Source organism: Pseudomonas sp. Sample_9, from assembly GCF_004307535.1.
Taxonomy (GTDB): Bacteria; Pseudomonadota; Gammaproteobacteria; order Pseudomonadales; family Pseudomonadaceae; genus Aquipseudomonas; species Aquipseudomonas mercuritolerans.
This window is the reverse complement of sequence record NZ_RAZO01000020.1, coordinates 1-14,808: the sequence shown is the minus strand read 5'-3', so window position 1 is coordinate 14,808 and position 14,808 is coordinate 1. Positions and strand designations below refer to the sequence as shown.

At 57.0% G+C, this 14,808-nt stretch carries 17 protein-coding genes; 7 read left to right on the top strand and 10 right to left on the bottom strand.

Features of this window, described 5'->3' with window-relative positions:
* The first annotated feature begins 23 nt into the window (after positions 1-23).
* A complete protein-coding gene (locus tag D6877_RS01285; RefSeq protein ID WP_130909606.1) occupies positions 24-1,013 on the top strand; it encodes a ribonuclease Z in 990 nt (329 codons plus the stop codon).
* Between the two features lie 49 nt (positions 1,014-1,062).
* Here the strand turns inward: D6877_RS01285 and D6877_RS01280 are convergent, their stop codons facing one another.
* The 3 genes from D6877_RS01280 to chrA all read right to left on the bottom strand — a co-directional run bounded on the left by D6877_RS01280 (position 1,063) and on the right by chrA (position 4,129).
* Positions 1,063-1,572, bottom strand: a complete 510-nt coding sequence (locus tag D6877_RS01280; protein WP_101158525.1) for a DUF892 family protein — start codon at positions 1,570-1,572, stop codon at positions 1,063-1,065.
* A gap of 77 nt (positions 1,573-1,649) precedes the next feature.
* Positions 1,650-2,534, bottom strand: coding sequence for a manganese catalase family protein (locus D6877_RS01275; protein WP_073472943.1), 885 nt, complete (start codon positions 2,532-2,534; stop codon positions 1,650-1,652).
* 239 nt (positions 2,535-2,773) lie between these two features.
* A complete protein-coding gene (chrA, locus tag D6877_RS01270) occupies positions 2,774-4,129 on the bottom strand; it encodes a chromate efflux transporter (protein ID WP_130909605.1) in 1,356 nt (451 codons plus the stop codon).
* Positions 4,130-5,328: 1,199 nt separating this feature from the next.
* On the opposite strand from chrA, the gene D6877_RS01265 reads away from it, so the two are divergent.
* From D6877_RS01265 to D6877_RS01255, 3 genes are all read left to right on the top strand, one after another.
* Positions 5,329-5,838 carry a ferritin-like domain-containing protein gene (locus D6877_RS01265; protein WP_130909604.1) on the top strand — a complete coding sequence of 170 codons (510 nt, stop codon included), beginning with the start codon at positions 5,329-5,331 and terminating at the stop codon, positions 5,836-5,838.
* A gap of 161 nt (positions 5,839-5,999) precedes the next feature.
* Positions 6,000-6,251, top strand: coding sequence for a hypothetical protein (locus tag D6877_RS01260; protein ID WP_130909603.1), 252 nt, complete (start codon positions 6,000-6,002; stop codon positions 6,249-6,251).
* A 432-nt stretch (positions 6,252-6,683) separates the two neighbouring features.
* Positions 6,684-6,902: a hypothetical protein gene (locus tag D6877_RS01255; RefSeq protein ID WP_130909602.1), complete on the top strand. Its 219-nt coding sequence runs from the start codon at positions 6,684-6,686 to the stop codon at positions 6,900-6,902.
* A gap of 80 nt (positions 6,903-6,982) precedes the next feature.
* Here D6877_RS01255 and D6877_RS01250 read toward each other — a convergent pair whose 3' ends face one another.
* Positions 6,983-7,993 (bottom strand): chemotaxis protein CheB, encoded by a 1,011-nt coding sequence (locus D6877_RS01250; protein WP_130909601.1) that lies wholly within the window; start codon positions 7,991-7,993, stop codon positions 6,983-6,985.
* Between the two features lie 101 nt (positions 7,994-8,094).
* The gene (locus D6877_RS01245) at positions 8,095-8,331 is read right to left on the bottom strand and encodes a hypothetical protein (protein ID WP_130909600.1); all 237 of its coding nucleotides are present in this window, start codon (positions 8,329-8,331) and stop codon (positions 8,095-8,097) included.
* A 461-nt stretch (positions 8,332-8,792) separates the two neighbouring features.
* Here D6877_RS01245 and D6877_RS01240 point away from each other — a divergent pair, with 461 nt between their 5' ends.
* The 3 genes from D6877_RS01240 (at position 8,793) to D6877_RS01225 (ending at position 10,785) form a co-directional block, all read left to right on the top strand.
* On the top strand, positions 8,793-9,116 hold the full coding sequence (locus D6877_RS01240; protein WP_130909599.1) for a hypothetical protein: 324 nt from the start codon (positions 8,793-8,795) through the stop codon (positions 9,114-9,116).
* Positions 9,117-9,780: 664 nt separating this feature from the next.
* Positions 9,781-10,404 (top strand): chemotaxis protein CheB, encoded by a 624-nt coding sequence (locus tag D6877_RS01230; RefSeq protein ID WP_130909598.1) that lies wholly within the window; start codon positions 9,781-9,783, stop codon positions 10,402-10,404.
* Between the two features lie 126 nt (positions 10,405-10,530).
* Positions 10,531-10,785 (top strand): DUF6555 family protein, encoded by a 255-nt coding sequence (locus tag D6877_RS01225; RefSeq protein ID WP_130909597.1) that lies wholly within the window; start codon positions 10,531-10,533, stop codon positions 10,783-10,785.
* A 17-nt stretch (positions 10,786-10,802) separates the two neighbouring features.
* On the opposite strand, the gene D6877_RS01220 is transcribed toward D6877_RS01225, so the two are convergent.
* The 5 genes from D6877_RS01220 to D6877_RS01195 form a co-directional block, all read right to left on the bottom strand.
* Positions 10,803-11,096, bottom strand: a complete 294-nt coding sequence (locus tag D6877_RS01220) for a hypothetical protein (RefSeq protein WP_130909596.1) — start codon at positions 11,094-11,096, stop codon at positions 10,803-10,805.
* 438 nt (positions 11,097-11,534) lie between these two features.
* Positions 11,535-12,329, bottom strand: a complete 795-nt coding sequence (locus tag D6877_RS01210) for a DNA adenine methylase (RefSeq protein ID WP_130909595.1) — start codon at positions 12,327-12,329, stop codon at positions 11,535-11,537.
* Between the two features lie 150 nt (positions 12,330-12,479).
* Positions 12,480-13,022, bottom strand: coding sequence for a lysis system i-spanin subunit Rz (locus D6877_RS01205; protein WP_130909594.1), 543 nt, complete (start codon positions 13,020-13,022; stop codon positions 12,480-12,482).
* Positions 13,004-13,567: a glycoside hydrolase family 19 protein gene (locus tag D6877_RS01200; RefSeq protein WP_123377008.1), complete on the bottom strand. Its 564-nt coding sequence runs from the start codon at positions 13,565-13,567 to the stop codon at positions 13,004-13,006. The genes D6877_RS01205 and D6877_RS01200 overlap by 19 nt, the downstream gene beginning before the upstream one ends.
* A gap of 49 nt (positions 13,568-13,616) precedes the next feature.
* Complete coding sequence (locus tag D6877_RS01195; protein WP_130909593.1) at positions 13,617-14,666, bottom strand: contractile injection system protein, VgrG/Pvc8 family; 1,050 nt, start codon at positions 14,664-14,666, stop codon at positions 13,617-13,619.
* Positions 14,667-14,808: the final 142 nt, after the last annotated feature.

Sequence of the window (14,808 nt, the reverse complement as noted above, 5' to 3'; positions counted from 1 at the left end):
GAGGTCCGCCAGGGAGAACCACCGTGGATTTGTTGTTTCTGGGCACGTCTGCCGGCGTGCCGACCCGCCAGCGCAATGTCAGCGCAACGGCATTGATCGCTTCTGCCGGCAAAGGCTGGTACCTGATCGATTGCGGCGAAGGCACTCAGCATCAGGTGCTGCGCACGCCGCTGTCACTGAGTGAATTGCGGGCGATTTTCATCACTCATGTGCACGCCGATCACTGCCTGGGCTTGCCGGGTCTGCTGGCGAGCACCGGCATGTCCGGACGCACGCGGCCGCTGGACATTATTCTGCCGGCGGCGCTGCAGCCGTGGCTGAGAATGAGCCTGGAGGTGACGCAATCGCATCTGCCCTTCGAGATCAACCTGCACGCTGTGGAAACGCTTACCGAATGGCGCAACTTCAACGTTCAGGTGCAGACCGTCGAGTTGTCCCACCGTGTGCCGTGTCATGGTTATGTGTTTACCGAGTCCGACCCGGAGCCGCGTCTGGACGTGGGGCGCCTGGATGCCGAGGGCATCGAACGCGGCCCGCTCTGGGGTCAGTTGGCCCATGGTCAGGATGTGGAGGTTGACGGGCGAATGCTGCACGCTCGCGACTATCTGCTGAGCGCGCGACCTGATCGGCGCATCATCGTCTGCGGCGACAACGATCGGCCGGCACTGCTGGCAGAAGTGGCGCAATCGGCGGATGTGCTGGTGCATGAAGCGACATTCGTGCAGGCAGCAATCGACCGCGCTCGTGCCAGTTACGGCCACAGCAGCGCCGCCGCCGTCGCCGGATTTGCCGAGGCCGCCGGTGTGCGCAATCTGGTGCTGACGCACTTCAGCGCGCGCTATCAGGCCAACCCGGCGGTGAGTCCGTCGATCGAAGATGTGCGCAGTGAAGCGGCGGCGCTGTATAACGGCCAACTGATTCTGGCGCGGGATCTGCAACGCTATCACCTCGACCGCTTTGGGCATTTGCTGCCCGTGGCAATCGAGCGCAAAGCGATGGAAATCGCGCCGTAGCTTTGATACCGCGTCCGCCCGCTCGGCAGGCGGACGCTGGTGGGCAGGGTTACTTCTTGGCTTCCTTGTCCGGATCCGCCGAGCGTTCCAGAAACGCTTCGGTCAGTTGCGGCAAATGCTTGAGCAGCCATTCAGCCATGGCCACCTCCTGCGGCAGAATCTGTTCGCAGGCCTTCTGTGTTTGCGTGTCCCCCGCCGCCTTCGCCGCTGCAATAAGGACGGTGTAGCTGGCGACTTCCATGTTTTCGAAAACGTAGCCGGCCATGGCGCCCTTGATCACTTCATCGCTCATCAAGGAGCCGCCAACCGCCTGACCGAACGCCATCAATTTGCCACCCAGGTCCTTGATCGTCGACGAATCGCCGCCCAGACGTTGCAGGCATTCGTCGATGAGTTTCTGCTGGCCAAGGGTTTCTTCGATGTGCTGATCGATGCGTGCCTTGAGCTGCGGGTAGTGTTCCAGACGTTTGGATTGTGCCTTGAGCATTTGCTCGGCCTGTTGCTCCATGGCATGGGCATCACGCAGCCAGTCGAGCAGGTTTTCCTGTGGAGTAGCCATTGTCGAGTCCTCTTCTTGATGATTTCACAGTAATCAACCGGGGCGCGCCGCCTGATATCCGGCGCGCCCCACGTGTCTTACAAACCAGGCTTGGCCTGCGCGCCGGAGCCCAGATCCGCACCGGTGACCGGCTCGCTGTTGGGGTCGGACATGGTGCGCATTTTCATGTTTTCCAGCAGCGCTTCGTCGGCGCTGTCCAGTTGCACGGTGGCCAGGCCATCACCGCCGTCGACCGCCGGCGTCGGACTTTCGACGAACTCCCAATCGTCGCCCTGATTCCATGGACCGCGCATGCTTTCGGTGCCTTGCGACATGTTGAAGTAGACGTTGGTGAACTCAGGCATGCCGGGCAGCTTGCCTTGCGGGAAGTTTGGCTGAATCGAATGCAGGGCTTTTTCGAAGGACAACTGGTGCGCAATCTCACGGGTCATCAGAAAGCCCAATGCTTCTTTTACGCCGGGATCATCGGTGACGTTCATCAAGCGCTCATAAACAATCTTCGCCCGTGCCTCAGCTGCAATGTTGGAACGCATGTCGGCGGTCGGCTCACCGATGGTATCGACGTACGCCGCCGTCCAGGGCACGCCGGCCGAGTTGGTCAGCGGAGAACCGGCACCGTAGAGCAGGCTGGTGATATGCGAGTCATTGCCGTTGCCATTGAGCGAGCGATACAGCTCGCCTTCTTGCTCGACGCCTTCAGCCATCCGGCCTTTTGCGCCCTTGTTGAGCATGACGATGATCGAGCCAATGATCTCCAGGTGACTGAGTTCTTCAGTGGCGATGTCCATCAGCAGGTCTTTGCGTCCCGGATCGTCCTCGGCCAGGGCTTGCGTGAAATAGCGCGAAGCCGCCGCCAGTTCACCTTGTGCGCCGCCAAACTGCTCGAGCAACAGATTGGCCAGCCCCGGATTGGGCTCGGCGACACGAACGGTGTATTGAAGTCGCTTGTTATGTAGAAACATGACAAATCTCCTCAGTCGGATAAGCGTGGCAAGTCGTGGGTTAAAAGCCTGCCTACCCTTTTGTGAAGCATTGTCTGTGCGAAAATTTCAAAAAAATCGTGGGGACAGGACAAATGGTTTGAACCGCGCGAGCAAGCGAAGCGGGGGTGTACCGCTGGGGATATTCGCACTGGAACGACTGGAACTTATTGCCGGAATCGAGTCTCCAGCGCGCGATTCGATTTCCGGCGCCGCGATCACTAACGCAGCAGATGCACCACCAATCCGACCAGCGCACAGCCCAGCAACACCTGAATCACTCCGCGCTTGAAGCGAAACAGCGCAATGGCCGCGGCAAGCGCAATCAACGCCGACGGCCAGTCCAGGCTGCCGCTGAAGCCTTGCGGCCAGAGCACGTGGTAGCCGAAGAAACACGCCAGGTTGAGAATCACGCCGACCACCGCAGCGGTGATCGCGGTCAGTGGGCCGGTGAATTTGAGTTCGTCGTGCGTCGACTCCACCAGCGGGCCGCCGGCGAGGATGAACAGGAATGAGGGCAGAAAGGTAAACCACGTCACCAGCGCGGCGGCGACCGCTCCGGCGAGGAACACCTGATCGGCGCCGAACACCTGCGTCACATAAGCGCCGACAAAACCGACAAACGCCACCACCATGATCAGCGGCCCCGGTGTGGTTTCGCCCAGCGCCAGGCCGTCGATCATCTGCGTCGGGGTCAGCCAGCCGTAGTGACCAACCGCACCTTGATAGACATAGGGCAACACCGCATAAGCTCCACCGAAGGTGAGCAGCGCTGCCTTGGTGAAGAACCAGCTCATTTGCGTCAACGTGCCTTGCCAGCCGAATAGCGCGGTCAATACCCCCATCGGCAATGCCCACAGCGCGGCACCAATCACGGCGAGCATGGCCAGTTTCGTCCAGCTGAAACGGGCATGCGCCGGGGTTGGCGTGTCGTCGTCGATCAACGCCGCGCCGAAAGACTTCTTCGCGGCGCTATGCCCGCCCGCCCTGAATTTCTCCGGCGCCAGTCGACCGCCGAAATAACCAATCACCGCCGCACCCAGCACGATCAACGGGAACGGCACATTGAACGCAAAAATCGCGGTAAACGACGCCGCCGCAATCGCCCACAGCCAATTATTCTTCAGCGCCCGCGAACCGATGCGATGCGCCGCCTGCACGACAATGGCCGTCACCGCAGGCTTGATCCCGTAAAACAGCCCGGCGACCACCGGCACTTCACCGAAGGCGATATAGAGCCACGACAGGAAAATCAGGATGAACAGCGAAGGCAACACGAACAACGCCCCGGCCACAATCCCGCCCCAGCTCCGATGCATCAGCCAGCCAATGTAAGTCGCCAACTGCTGCGCCTCAGGCCCCGGCAGCAACATGCAATAGTTCAAGGCATGCAGAAAACGCCGCTCGGAAATCCAGCGCCGCCGCTCGACCAACTCCTGGTGCATAATCGAAATCTGCCCGGCCGGCCCGCCAAAACTGATAAAGCCCAGCTTCAACCAGAACCAGAACGCCACGCGCAGACTCACGGCCTGCGGCCTAACGTCGTCATCACCCACCAACGGCTGAACTTCACTCATCGAGCTGTTCCTTTTATGCAGTCGGCAGGTTGTACCTGAAAAGCCTCACGAACAAAACGCCAGAAACGAAAAAGCCCCCGTAATCAGCAATGATTACGGGGGCTTCGTCTTGTTCAATAATGGCGGAGAGATAGGGATTCGAACCCCTTCTGTCGATATCGCAGGCCGCTTAAGGCCAACAAAAAAGGGTTTTAACGTCCGAACCTTTGGCGTCATGCGGTCTATTGCGGCCCTAAATTTGCCCTAAATCTGCCCTAAAAACATCATGAACGTCAATCTCCTTACCGATCCCACCGGGAAACAGCTTGGCTATCTGTTTATTGATTTACAGTGGATAGAAGATCGGTTCGCGAATTAACTCAGCTCTCAACCCAGCGGCGCTGCAACGTCATTGCTCACCGTGCGAGTATCCGTTTCAGCCGACAACGGCCCCAGCTGGTTAGGTCCGATGGATTGGATCCAAGACCGCATCAAAGCCCAGTACGTTGAACTTAGTTGGTGTAGCACAGTGCTGCGTAGCAATTTCTAAGCGACCAAGAAGAGCGGTTTCTGTAGGCCATGCCAAAAGGCTTGATTTCTCCAGCAGGTGGGCAGAGTCCGGCATTGTGGGCTAATAGAGAAGTAGCAGTGAGCTGCAAATGGCCAAGAATTGTTGCCGGGCCTTGAGATATCCTCGCTGCTTCGGGACATGACGTGTATCAATGAGCCCCGAGGACGGCGCTAACTCGTAAGAGACGGATTTATCAGTAATCTAACAAGCCAGAGGGCGGTCGTCGACGCAACTCGAAATTCTCCCATTGAACTTTTAAACGTTGCTCCCCGCACCTCGTGCATACATAAACCTCAGGAGGCAAGCCTAAGTAATACCCTTTTCGAATGTACGGATGCGAGCATTCGGATCGAGATTTTGACCTAAGCGTGCTGACGTCCATCGGTCTCTCCAAAACGCACATCCGCGTACGCGGAATTCTTTAGATCTGGAAAAAGAGCCCACACGGGGTATGGGCTATAAAAGGAGTTCCATGAGCAGCCTGCAAATGGTGCCAGGCTAGTATTAAGATTCTCCGTGTAGGCTGGGAGTTTCAACAATTTTCAGTAGACGACCATATCTAGACCAACGGTGCAGGGGCCTTCAAAAAACCTGAACTCTTTGATTGCAAGCGCATCCACCTCATTACACACATAGTGAGGATATCGATATGGCTACTCCGCAAGAGAATCTGATTGATTGGCTCCGTGATGCTCACGCAATGGAGCAACAAGCCGAACAAATGCTGAGAGCTCAATCGAAGAGGTTGGAGCACTACCCGCAACTAAAAGCCCGTATTGACCAGCACGTTGAGGAAACGCTCGATCAGCAAAAACTGATTGATGACTGCCTCGCTAGGCTCGGCGGCAGTTCGTCGACCATCAAAGACATGACTGGTCGACTAATGGCGTTTGGCCAAGCGGTAGGCGGGACACTGATGAGCGATGAAGTAGTCAAAGGTGCTATGGCAGGGTACGTTTTTGAGAACGTCGAAATTGCTGCATATACCGTACTTATCGCAGCTGCAAGAGCTGCAGGCGACACCGAGACTCTCGCCGCCTGCGAGCAAATCCTGCCGCAGGAAATCGAGATGGCTGACTGGTTGCTCCAACACCTTCCGGAAATAACTCAAGCCTTCCTTATCCGCTCCGAAGATCCCAACCTCGAAGCGAAAAGATGAAGCATGAGCGTGGCACCTTGATGCGCCACTTACTCGGACCAGACGCCACGAGATCTCAGGTTTCCCATCTGCTTTATTCGTCGCTTTTTTTCTCATCGACGCTACTGAACTGTTGGGCCTAACCGGGCTCCACTCATAAACCACTTCGATAAGTCATCGCCATGAATATCTGCAAAAACATCTTTTCGCTGGACCAGGAAGCCAAGCTGCGCGCCTATGCTAGCTGGCACCAAGCGCTGGATGATTGCACGCTTCGAAAAAATTGCCCGGATGCCTACCATGAGGAGCTCCTGCGCCTTGCGGATGAAATGGACAGGCTCGGCGTAATCAATGGGCAAGAGTGGAAGGAGTTGCGAATCGAAGCTGACCAGGCCTATTTACGCGCTGTTGCAGGCGCTGATTACCATGAATGATTTGGGGTCTGCTATGGCCTCCGCAGTTCGTTAGCAGCTGTGGAGAACGCGCTTAGGCATTGCTGACAGCTCGATTGACACCTTAGCAAACGTTCGTTGCGACTGATGGGACGATTGCTTTTGGCGATAAGCGGCCGCCGACACGATATTCCGGATGCAAGCGTTGTGTTGAGCGGTCGGATGTTGCGTGTATTAATTTCGGGTTACGACGCAGAACGTTCGAATCCCTCCTTCTCAGTCAAATTCAGTAATCGCGAGCCCCTGATTGTCCGAAGAAAGCCGGGGGTTTGTGGTTTTCGCCGTCTGAAAAAAAGCCCATATGGGACAGACGCGCTTTTTGGTGCGAAATAAACTTCGCAGAAAAAGATGCCTTGTCTAATCTTGTTGGCAGGAACGTATAGCTCTCCAAGCTTTCATTCAAGGACGATCCAAATGCCAAATAATTCGGATTCCAATATCGCCACTGCCGATGCGCTTACGCTGCTGCTGCACAACCAGCATGCGCTGGGTGCGGCAATCGAAGAGATCATTCATTGGATTTCACGGGATGGCACAGACACCGAGGTCGATAACGCCGTCGCCGCTTTGGAGACGCTGGATACAAACGCAAAAGCGATCACACATGCGATTACCCGGCTACGACAGGTTTAGGCAGTCGCACCGGTACGTAGTGATCGGCCAGGAGCAATGAGCCGCTGATCCGCTTAATGGGTCGTGATCGATTGCGTGACTCAACCGGTGTGAAAAAAGTCTGGGTCTAATACAAGCTCGCGAAGCGGCTTCAAATGCTCCTCGGCGTCTTTGGCTTGGGATCGGGAAAGCTCCGCATCTTCCTTAGATCCTTGCGCTTCTGCCAGATCACCCATTTGACGAAGCAGCATGATTCTTTCTTCAATCGCTCTAAGCGCGTCCCACAGCCCGGTATCGATCGCGGCGTTAACTTCAGCAATTAGGGTCTTTATCGAAAAAGCATGTCCCGTGTGGCAGCGAAATCTGACGATCGATCCTTCCTTTATTTGCACCAAAACTCCGTGACAATCGGGACATGTGTAGTTTGAGATATTCCCTATATTCATAACGCCAGCTTCCAAGCCGTTGCCGTGTTCACTGATGCTCGTTTCGATCAGATGGCGCTCGTTCAAGGGGCCTGTAACCATTTGCTCTATTGGTAATCTAACCCGCGTTGCAATCTGATTCGCCAGCTCCGCGAGCGTGCCTACGAAGTCTGTTTCCACGTGCTCTATCGCACTGCGGGGCATGGAATCATAAGTAGCTTCAGAAGGATCCTGCACGAGTGCCGTACCGTTTCTATCCTTTATTGCCCAAAGGCCCGCAGTTCCGTCGTCCAGTGCGCCGGTCAATATCACGCCGATCACCCTAGAATCATAAGCGACAGACGCTGATCTAAAGAGCACATCGATAGCTGGACGAACTCTGCATTCCTTGGGGCCGCGGGTGAGACGAACACCTTCCTCCGTCAAAAGCAGATGGTGATCAGCGCTGGCGACGTAGACGGTTGAGGTTCTAAGAGACTGATTGGCTTGGACCGAAACGACCTCCATTCTGGTTTCTCGAGCAAGTATTCTGCTCAACTCACTTGGAGAGTGTGGAGGAATATGTAACACGACCAAAAACGCTGCCGGTAAGTCAGCAGGTAAATAGCGAAATAGGCTTCTCAACGCTTCGACTCCGCCGGCAGAAGCACCAATAACAATAATCCGACCCCGGCTATCGAGCTGCATCCAAAACCACCTCCCTGTACCAAAGCACTACGCCAAATAACACCCGTCCGAGTGGAAGGCGACGTTATCGGGCGGAAATTCAATTGAAGCGCGACTAGCGCTCAGTGTTTCTTCTGGAATTTAGCCCTCGCCTGGTCCCAAGCTTTTTTCCCTTCAAGGCTTTTAGAATCAGCTGCAGCGCGCGCTTTTTGAAACGCGATCATGGCTTCAGGCGAATCTGCCGCATGAGTGAGCAGCTCATAAGCTATGGCGTTTAGGCGATCTGCCTCTTGGAATAACTCGTTGGTGCGATCAGTGGCCTCATGCCATGCGGAAATAGTTTGCGGATTTTTCATCATCGTCCGACGCCTCATTCGGCCTCCAGTTTGGAGGAGCGGCTTTTCGATCCTTGGGGGCATACTTTCATTTATGGACTCAATTTGACTTGAATACAATGGACGTGGAATCGCAGTTCCACCTCGTTCGCACCCCATCTCTTGTCTATTTCGCTGATCACCAGACTCCTGCCGCGAAGATATAGAGATAAAGCGCCTGGTAATATTTTTGAGTTTTGTGAAGCCGCTTACGAGTCTCGCCATAATAAATCTCTCGAAATCAAGATTTTTGTTACGTCAGGTCTCGACCGGGTATGACCGTTGACGTCTGCTACGTTTGACGCCGTTTATGTTCAAAAGGCTCCCACACCTTACCCCCGCGTGGGGCCTTTTCATGCGCAGTGGAAACCAGGCGTCCCCAGGACTGGTCTACCATCCTTCTACCGCTTGGCTCACTTCAGCCAATCATTTTGCTTAGGATGCCCATGTGCGTTTATGAAGGTTTGGCCACCGTAACCGTGTTGGCCCTCTATGAGGGGCAGGAGCCGGCCGAGCGAACAAGTCTCGAATTCCCGTTGCGCCTGGTTAACGTAGGCTCCGGTCGTGTCCGCGTCGAATTGCAACATTACCTGCAAGGCCCCAAGGAGGCCAATGCGCTACGGGTGATGCTGCCGCATGGAACAATGGTGCAGGGGCTCATAGTCGACGGGTCTAACGAACCCACCGGCGGCTGGCTGCTGATCGACGTCGAGCAATACGAATTAGCGCTTGAGCAACCAGGCACCCTGAATGGATGGCAATGGCAATGAATGAAGACGGCGAATTGCCGAGCTGAACCTGCCGCGCTTGGTACAGGCGCGGGCATGGAAACTGCTCTCGGCAATACCGAGGCAAGCACCGTCGCCGACGCGTTGCACGCGGCCGGCCGTGCCGCAGGGTTTGCCCTGGGCACTGAGACCGAAGGCGCTTGACGCTGGGGTGATCGAAGGCTTGTACATGATATTTGATCGCGCCTTACAGGCGCGCCAGCGGGAATTGAAAGATGATCGGCGAAGGCATTCATAAGGAGTGTTGCGCGCATCGGTTGAACAGCACGCTTTGCGTGACTGCCTCGCGACCAAAGTCGATGGCGGCCCGCAACTGGTGCCTATCGATTCGTGTGGACGGAAGCCGGGGACGCAGGCCACCGGTGCGCTCGCGGTGTGAGCCGCTGCGCATCTGTACTTGTTGACGGGCGTGAGCCGTTTTGTCGAAAGCGTGGCGTTATGAGCAGATTTACGCCTTAGCTCTCCCTCTCACAGGTGACGTGAGGTCAAGGCAAAACGAGTCAGAGCGCCTCCTGCAGAAGCATTTTCCCGGGCAATGTCTATTCACGGGCTCCGCCCTCGCCCCTCAAGCGCAGTTTTCCGCGCTGCATTGAACATTTGCCCGGCGCTTTTGATCCACTCATGAAAGACAGAGCGTGCGAGCGACATGGATATAGTGAGAGACATTGTTGTGATCGGCGGATCGGAGGGAAGCTTTCTCCCTCTGCGTCAGATTCTTTCAGGGTTACCTGCGGACTTTCCCGCTGCGGTATTGATCGTTGTGCATATAGGCTCTTCCAGCCCCAGGCTGCTCGCGTCGATATTCGACGCTTGGTCCGCGTTGCCGGTTGTCTATGGAGACGACGATATACCCATCGAAGCGGGCCGTGTCTACCTTGCCCCGCCTGGAAAACATCTTGAAGTCGTAGAACCGGGAGTCTTGCACCTCAGCGATGGACCGAAACTGCATTTCTCAAAACCTGCCGTAGACCGGTTGTTTGGCACAGCCGCAACGGTATACAGAGAACGAGTCGTCAGCTTAATTCTCTCCGGTAATGGCAGGGACGGCGCCGCCGGTGCTGCCGCTGTGCGGGCGGCCGGTGGGGTTAGCCTAGTGCAAGATCCGGGCGATGCGGTGGTGTCCAGCATGCCGGTCACGGCAATCGAGATAGATCACCCGGACAGCTTGGTTCGCACCGACGCGCTAGTGGAGGCGCTGATTCATTCCGTGAAGCCACGAGAGCTAACGAGATCCGGCCTAGATGACGAATGCTCTCCTGTCGACCGCTGACTGCGTTGTAGTCTTGTTCACTGCATGCGGATTAGTGGCGTACTGATTGCGTTAACAATCGCCGTACATTTCTCTGAATCTTTTGCGCCCCGCAAACTCATTTAACTATGAGCAATAGGAGGTCTCGTGACTCAAGCCGATCTGTATGTCATCGATTACCAACTTCATGGAAAATCGAGGAGCTTCATCATCAGAACTAAAGTGATGAACAACGCCGAGGCTTGGCAGTGGGCAAGCTGTGACGCCGGCCTTACGCCCATTCCCAGGCCGGGCCGTCCGCCACTAAAGCGCTTTTCCAAGCCGATGGCCGAACGCTTCGGCGTGACCGACGTGAAATGGCGAGGATCGGTATCGGTCGTTTGGGAGGAAGACCACGCGTAAATAGTCAATACCGAAACCTACTCGGAAGTAGTGGTGTCCCCGCCCACTGCTCTGCCGTCCAGCACAGGCATCGGGTCGATTTGAATACCCGTTAGGATGGAAATCCACGCTGCATAGGCTTGCTTCTGACGAGCGACCGCCTCATTCCAACGACTTCCAAAGATTTCGTGTGAAACGACCAGCATCATGAGCTGATTGGTGGTTGCATCAAGATCGAGCAACAGGTGATGGGCATTGAAACGAAAATCATCAGTCGAGGGCATGACGTCATACTTCGTGGCGTGAGTGTAAAGCGCATCCGCGCCATCCATATGACATCATTATGACAGCATTTGGAGAACATAGTCGTTCGGTCAGACGATCGGCTGTCAGGGCAGTTGACTATCAATCCAGCATTCAGCGGCCGCCATCGCCTCAGCCAGTGCACGGGATAATCCGGCCATGGGCCTGGCAGTTCCGCAACCGTATCAGCGAGCCCGTGCACCCCGCTCTCTTCCAGTACGTGTGCCGCCGTCGGGGATCGATCGTTGGGCCTATCCCAATCAAACTTCACGACCAGCTTATGACCGCGATATTCGTGCGTGATGGGAACGTCTAAGCCATGGGACATCTCTCGAACCCTTTGCCGCTGACCAATGCCTCCGAGTTTTAACGCAATTGAGCCAGCAGCACTATCGTGGCGCTTCGCTATCGGAGCGGAGTGTGCCACCCCGCCTGTCTCCGGGCGGAGTAAGTAAGCCCGAGACTCCTCAAAACAAGCCGCCCAACGATTCTGGCGCCCAGTTCATGATCACCAGCTCACCGCTCACCTCGGCCTTGCCTTGCCGCTGGTTGGCAGTGGTGTAGCGAATGTCCAAGGTCTCGAAGTGGAAGCCTTCGAATACGCGGCGGATTTCGGGATGGTCGTTAATGCTGACCATCACCTTACCTTTGCAACGGCGCATGAAGTCGGCCATCCGTTCATAGTTATCGAACGGAAAGTCCACGCCGTAGCCGGCGGTTTGCCAGTAAGGCGGATCCATGTAGTGGAAGGTGTGGGCACGGTCGTAGCGCTCTGCGCATTCAAGCCAGGGGAGGTTTTCGACGTAGGTGCCGGACAGGCGCTGCCACGCGGCCGAGAGGTTTTCCTCGATCCGCAGCAGGTTGATGGCCGGGGCAGTCGTCGCCGTCCCGAAAGTCTGGCCCGAGACCTTGCCGGCGAAGGCGTGGTGCTGCAGGTAGAAGAATCGGGCGGCGCGCTGGATGTCGGTGAGGGTTTCGGGGCGGGTCATTTTCTGCCATTCAAACACTTGCCGCGAGCTGAGCGCCCATTTGAACTGGCGCACGAACTCTTCGAGGTGGTTCTGCACGACGCGGTAAAGCGTGACCAGGTCGCCGTTGATGTCGTTCAGGACTTCGACCGGCGATGGCTGGGGCTTCATGAAGTACAGCGCGGCACCGCCGGCAAAGACTTCAACGTAGCATTCGTGTGGCGGAAAAAGCGGAATGAGGCGGTCGGCCAGGCGGCGTTTGCCGCCCATCCAAGGGATGATGGGTGTAGACATAAAAAGCAAGACCTTTACTGTATGGATAAACAGGTGCTAGGCTCGCCGCGCTTTGTGCACGGAGCAAGAGCCTTGGCTGGACTTGCAGGGACCATCTGCAGGGACGGCGGTCGATCCGGATGTTGACGCATACGGACCGGCCGCTCTTTTTTACTTCGGTGTTGAGACTTCTTTGGCGTATGCCTGACAGGCCGCGAGGGCAATCAGCCCCCGGTCGCCGTCATCGGTGACGCCGATAATTCGTTGAGCATGCGCTGGGTCAAGTTCGGCTCTTGTGGGGCCATGAACCACGCCGCCGGAGGCGGTGGTGGCTGACACCGTTCCGTTGCCGGCGCCGGTGGTGGCGTCGAGGAGGACTGACAAGCGCAGATCAGCAGTGGCAAGGCGGTCGCGCAGGCGACCTTGATCACGTTGGGCATCGCTCAAGGCTCGGTAATGGATTTGTTCGCTGGTGGCCAGGCGCTGCTCGAGCGCGAGGCGTTTATCCTGTTCGGCACGCTGCTGAGCGGCCGAAGCAAGGGTTATCTGATTGAGCGTTTCGGTGTGCAGGCGGCCCTGTTCGGCGAGCTGGGCGCCATAACGCCATTCCTGGACTCGCCAGGTGATGGCCGCAGAACCACCGACCAAGACGACCAGCAGCACGCCTTTTGCCAGTAGCCGATACGGCGTCGGGATCAGTTCGCCGAGACGCATAGCACCGCCCTCGCCCGCCCCCACAACTCCAGCCGATCCTGCAGGCCGTTGAGACCGCCATTGATCCTGCGGGTGATCGTGTTGAATTCATTTTGATCGGCCAGCGCGTTCAGCCCATTCACGGACCAAAACCACGCGGCCGACTCGGCGGCCCACTGCGGCAGCTCCAGCAATTCAGGCGTACGCAGCAATCGCTCGTCACCGAACAGCGCCAAGCTGCAGCGCAGGTAGTTGTCGTGGCCAGTGACCTGGATCAGGCCGCGACCGCGATAGCGCTGGCCATCACCATCCGCTGCCGGCGTGTTGCCCAGTTTTGCAGCCAGATTGCCGGTGTCGTATTTGCTCAGGTACTGATCGCCGCCCAGTTCCCGGACGTACTGCAACTGACCCGACTCGTGACCGACTTGCGCCAGAAACGCGGCTTGGCGTTTCGGCGTGTTGATCTGTCGATGGGCCATGGCTGCGTTGAGGGCGGATACAAAAACGCCCGCTTGGCGGCGGGCGTTGGGCATGATGCTTTGCAGCTGTTGTTCAGTGATGGACATACAAACTCCAGACGTAAAAAAACCGCACTCAGGCGGCGATGGGATGCGGTTATTGCTTCTTGATGTTCACCACCTTGAGTGGTGGTTTCGGCCCTTTCTTTTTCTTGCCCTTGGATTTGCCGGCTTTGCCGGCATTGCATTCAACCGTGGTCGACCAGCCGGACTGGGTGAACACCTGCTCGACCGAATCCGCCAGATATTCGCCATCAAGCCCGACCTTGAAACCCTGAGCGATGATGGGACGCTCGGCGAAGATGTCCGTGCGTCCGGGCATCTCAAGCCGCACGTCGGCGGTCGAGCGGTTAAACGCTGATAGACGGGCCTTGGCCGCCGCTTCAGCAGCGGTTTTGTTCGGGTAGATGTGGCGATCGGTATGCACCGCCGGCAGACCGTCCGGGGCGTCGTCGTTATCGATGGTAACCACCGCCAGCTTGCCGTCCTTCTTGTTCTGGTGCTTGGTGGACACCGCCTTATGCGAGTTGCGATCACCGAGACTGAATTGCCAGCGACTGAGGTCACTGCGGGTCAAGGTGATGGCGCCAAATGCTTTCCCGCTGGCCGTCTGGCCACCTTGGCGCGGCATCACCAACAGCTTGCCGTCGGCGACCTTGGCTGTGCAGTCGTATTGCTTGGCCAGCCGGGTGATAAAATTAAAATCGGACTCGTTGAGCTGGTCGACCCGGGCGACCTTGGTCGACACCGGACACACCGGCGTCCAGCCATTGCGCGCCGCAACGTCAGCCACGATCTTCGACAGCGGCACGTCTTCCCAGCTTCCGCTGCGGATGGTCTTGCCACTGCCACGCATGTCGCTGGCCTTGCCCTTGATCACGATGGTATCGGGTGGACCTGATACCTCGACCGTGTCCACGGTGTAACTGCCCATGCGCGCCAATGAGGTTTCCGCATACCCCAGGTAGATCTCGATTGAGCTGCCACGTCGTGGCAATTTCACCTGCCCATCCCGGTCGTCGATACGCAACTCAAACTCATCGGACTCCATGCCCGGCTTGTCAGAGGTACGCAGCAACAACAACCGATCGTTGACCTTGGCCGTGACGTCGGCCCCATCGGCGACGATTCGAAACATCGGAGTCATGGATTTTTTCCCAATAAAAAACCCGCACAAGGCGGGTCAGAAAAACAAAGTGTCGTCGCGCGCAACGCGGCGGTGCGACGGCGCCCGGGGTCAATCCCACAAGCTGACGCCCTCACTGGTCGGACTCGGCAGATCCGGCAGG

What these genes read in the sequence shown, in the direction of transcription:
- D6877_RS01195 (WP_130909593.1), bottom strand. Translation starts at nt 14,666, where the DNA reads ATGACTCCGATGTTTCGAATCGTCGCCGATGGGGCCGACGTCACGGCC.
- D6877_RS01230 (WP_130909598.1), top strand. Translation starts at nt 9,781, where the DNA reads ATGGATATAGTGAGAGACATTGTTGTGATCGGCGGATCGGAGGGAAGC.
- D6877_RS01210 (WP_130909595.1), bottom strand. Translation starts at nt 12,329, where the DNA reads ATGTCTACACCCATCATCCCTTGGATGGGCGGCAAACGCCGCCTGGCC.
- D6877_RS01240 (WP_130909599.1), top strand. Translation starts at nt 8,793, where the DNA reads ATGTGCGTTTATGAAGGTTTGGCCACCGTAACCGTGTTGGCCCTCTAT.
- D6877_RS01245 (WP_130909600.1), bottom strand. Translation starts at nt 8,331, where the DNA reads ATGATGAAAAATCCGCAAACTATTTCCGCATGGCATGAGGCCACTGAT.
- D6877_RS01265 (WP_130909604.1), top strand. Translation starts at nt 5,329, where the DNA reads ATGGCTACTCCGCAAGAGAATCTGATTGATTGGCTCCGTGATGCTCAC.
- D6877_RS01250 (WP_130909601.1), bottom strand. Translation starts at nt 7,993, where the DNA reads ATGCAGCTCGATAGCCGGGGTCGGATTATTGTTATTGGTGCTTCTGCC.
- D6877_RS01255 (WP_130909602.1), top strand. Translation starts at nt 6,684, where the DNA reads ATGCCAAATAATTCGGATTCCAATATCGCCACTGCCGATGCGCTTACG.
- D6877_RS01200 (WP_123377008.1), bottom strand. Translation starts at nt 13,567, where the DNA reads ATGTCCATCACTGAACAACAGCTGCAAAGCATCATGCCCAACGCCCGC.
- D6877_RS01220 (WP_130909596.1), bottom strand. Translation starts at nt 11,096, where the DNA reads ATGGATGGCGCGGATGCGCTTTACACTCACGCCACGAAGTATGACGTC.
- chrA (WP_130909605.1), bottom strand. Translation starts at nt 4,129, where the DNA reads ATGAGTGAAGTTCAGCCGTTGGTGGGTGATGACGACGTTAGGCCGCAG.
- D6877_RS01205 (WP_130909594.1), bottom strand. Translation starts at nt 13,022, where the DNA reads ATGCGTCTCGGCGAACTGATCCCGACGCCGTATCGGCTACTGGCAAAA.
- D6877_RS01280 (WP_101158525.1), bottom strand. Translation starts at nt 1,572, where the DNA reads ATGGCTACTCCACAGGAAAACCTGCTCGACTGGCTGCGTGATGCCCAT.
- D6877_RS01275 (WP_073472943.1), bottom strand. Translation starts at nt 2,534, where the DNA reads ATGTTTCTACATAACAAGCGACTTCAATACACCGTTCGTGTCGCCGAG.
- D6877_RS01260 (WP_130909603.1), top strand. Translation starts at nt 6,000, where the DNA reads ATGAATATCTGCAAAAACATCTTTTCGCTGGACCAGGAAGCCAAGCTG.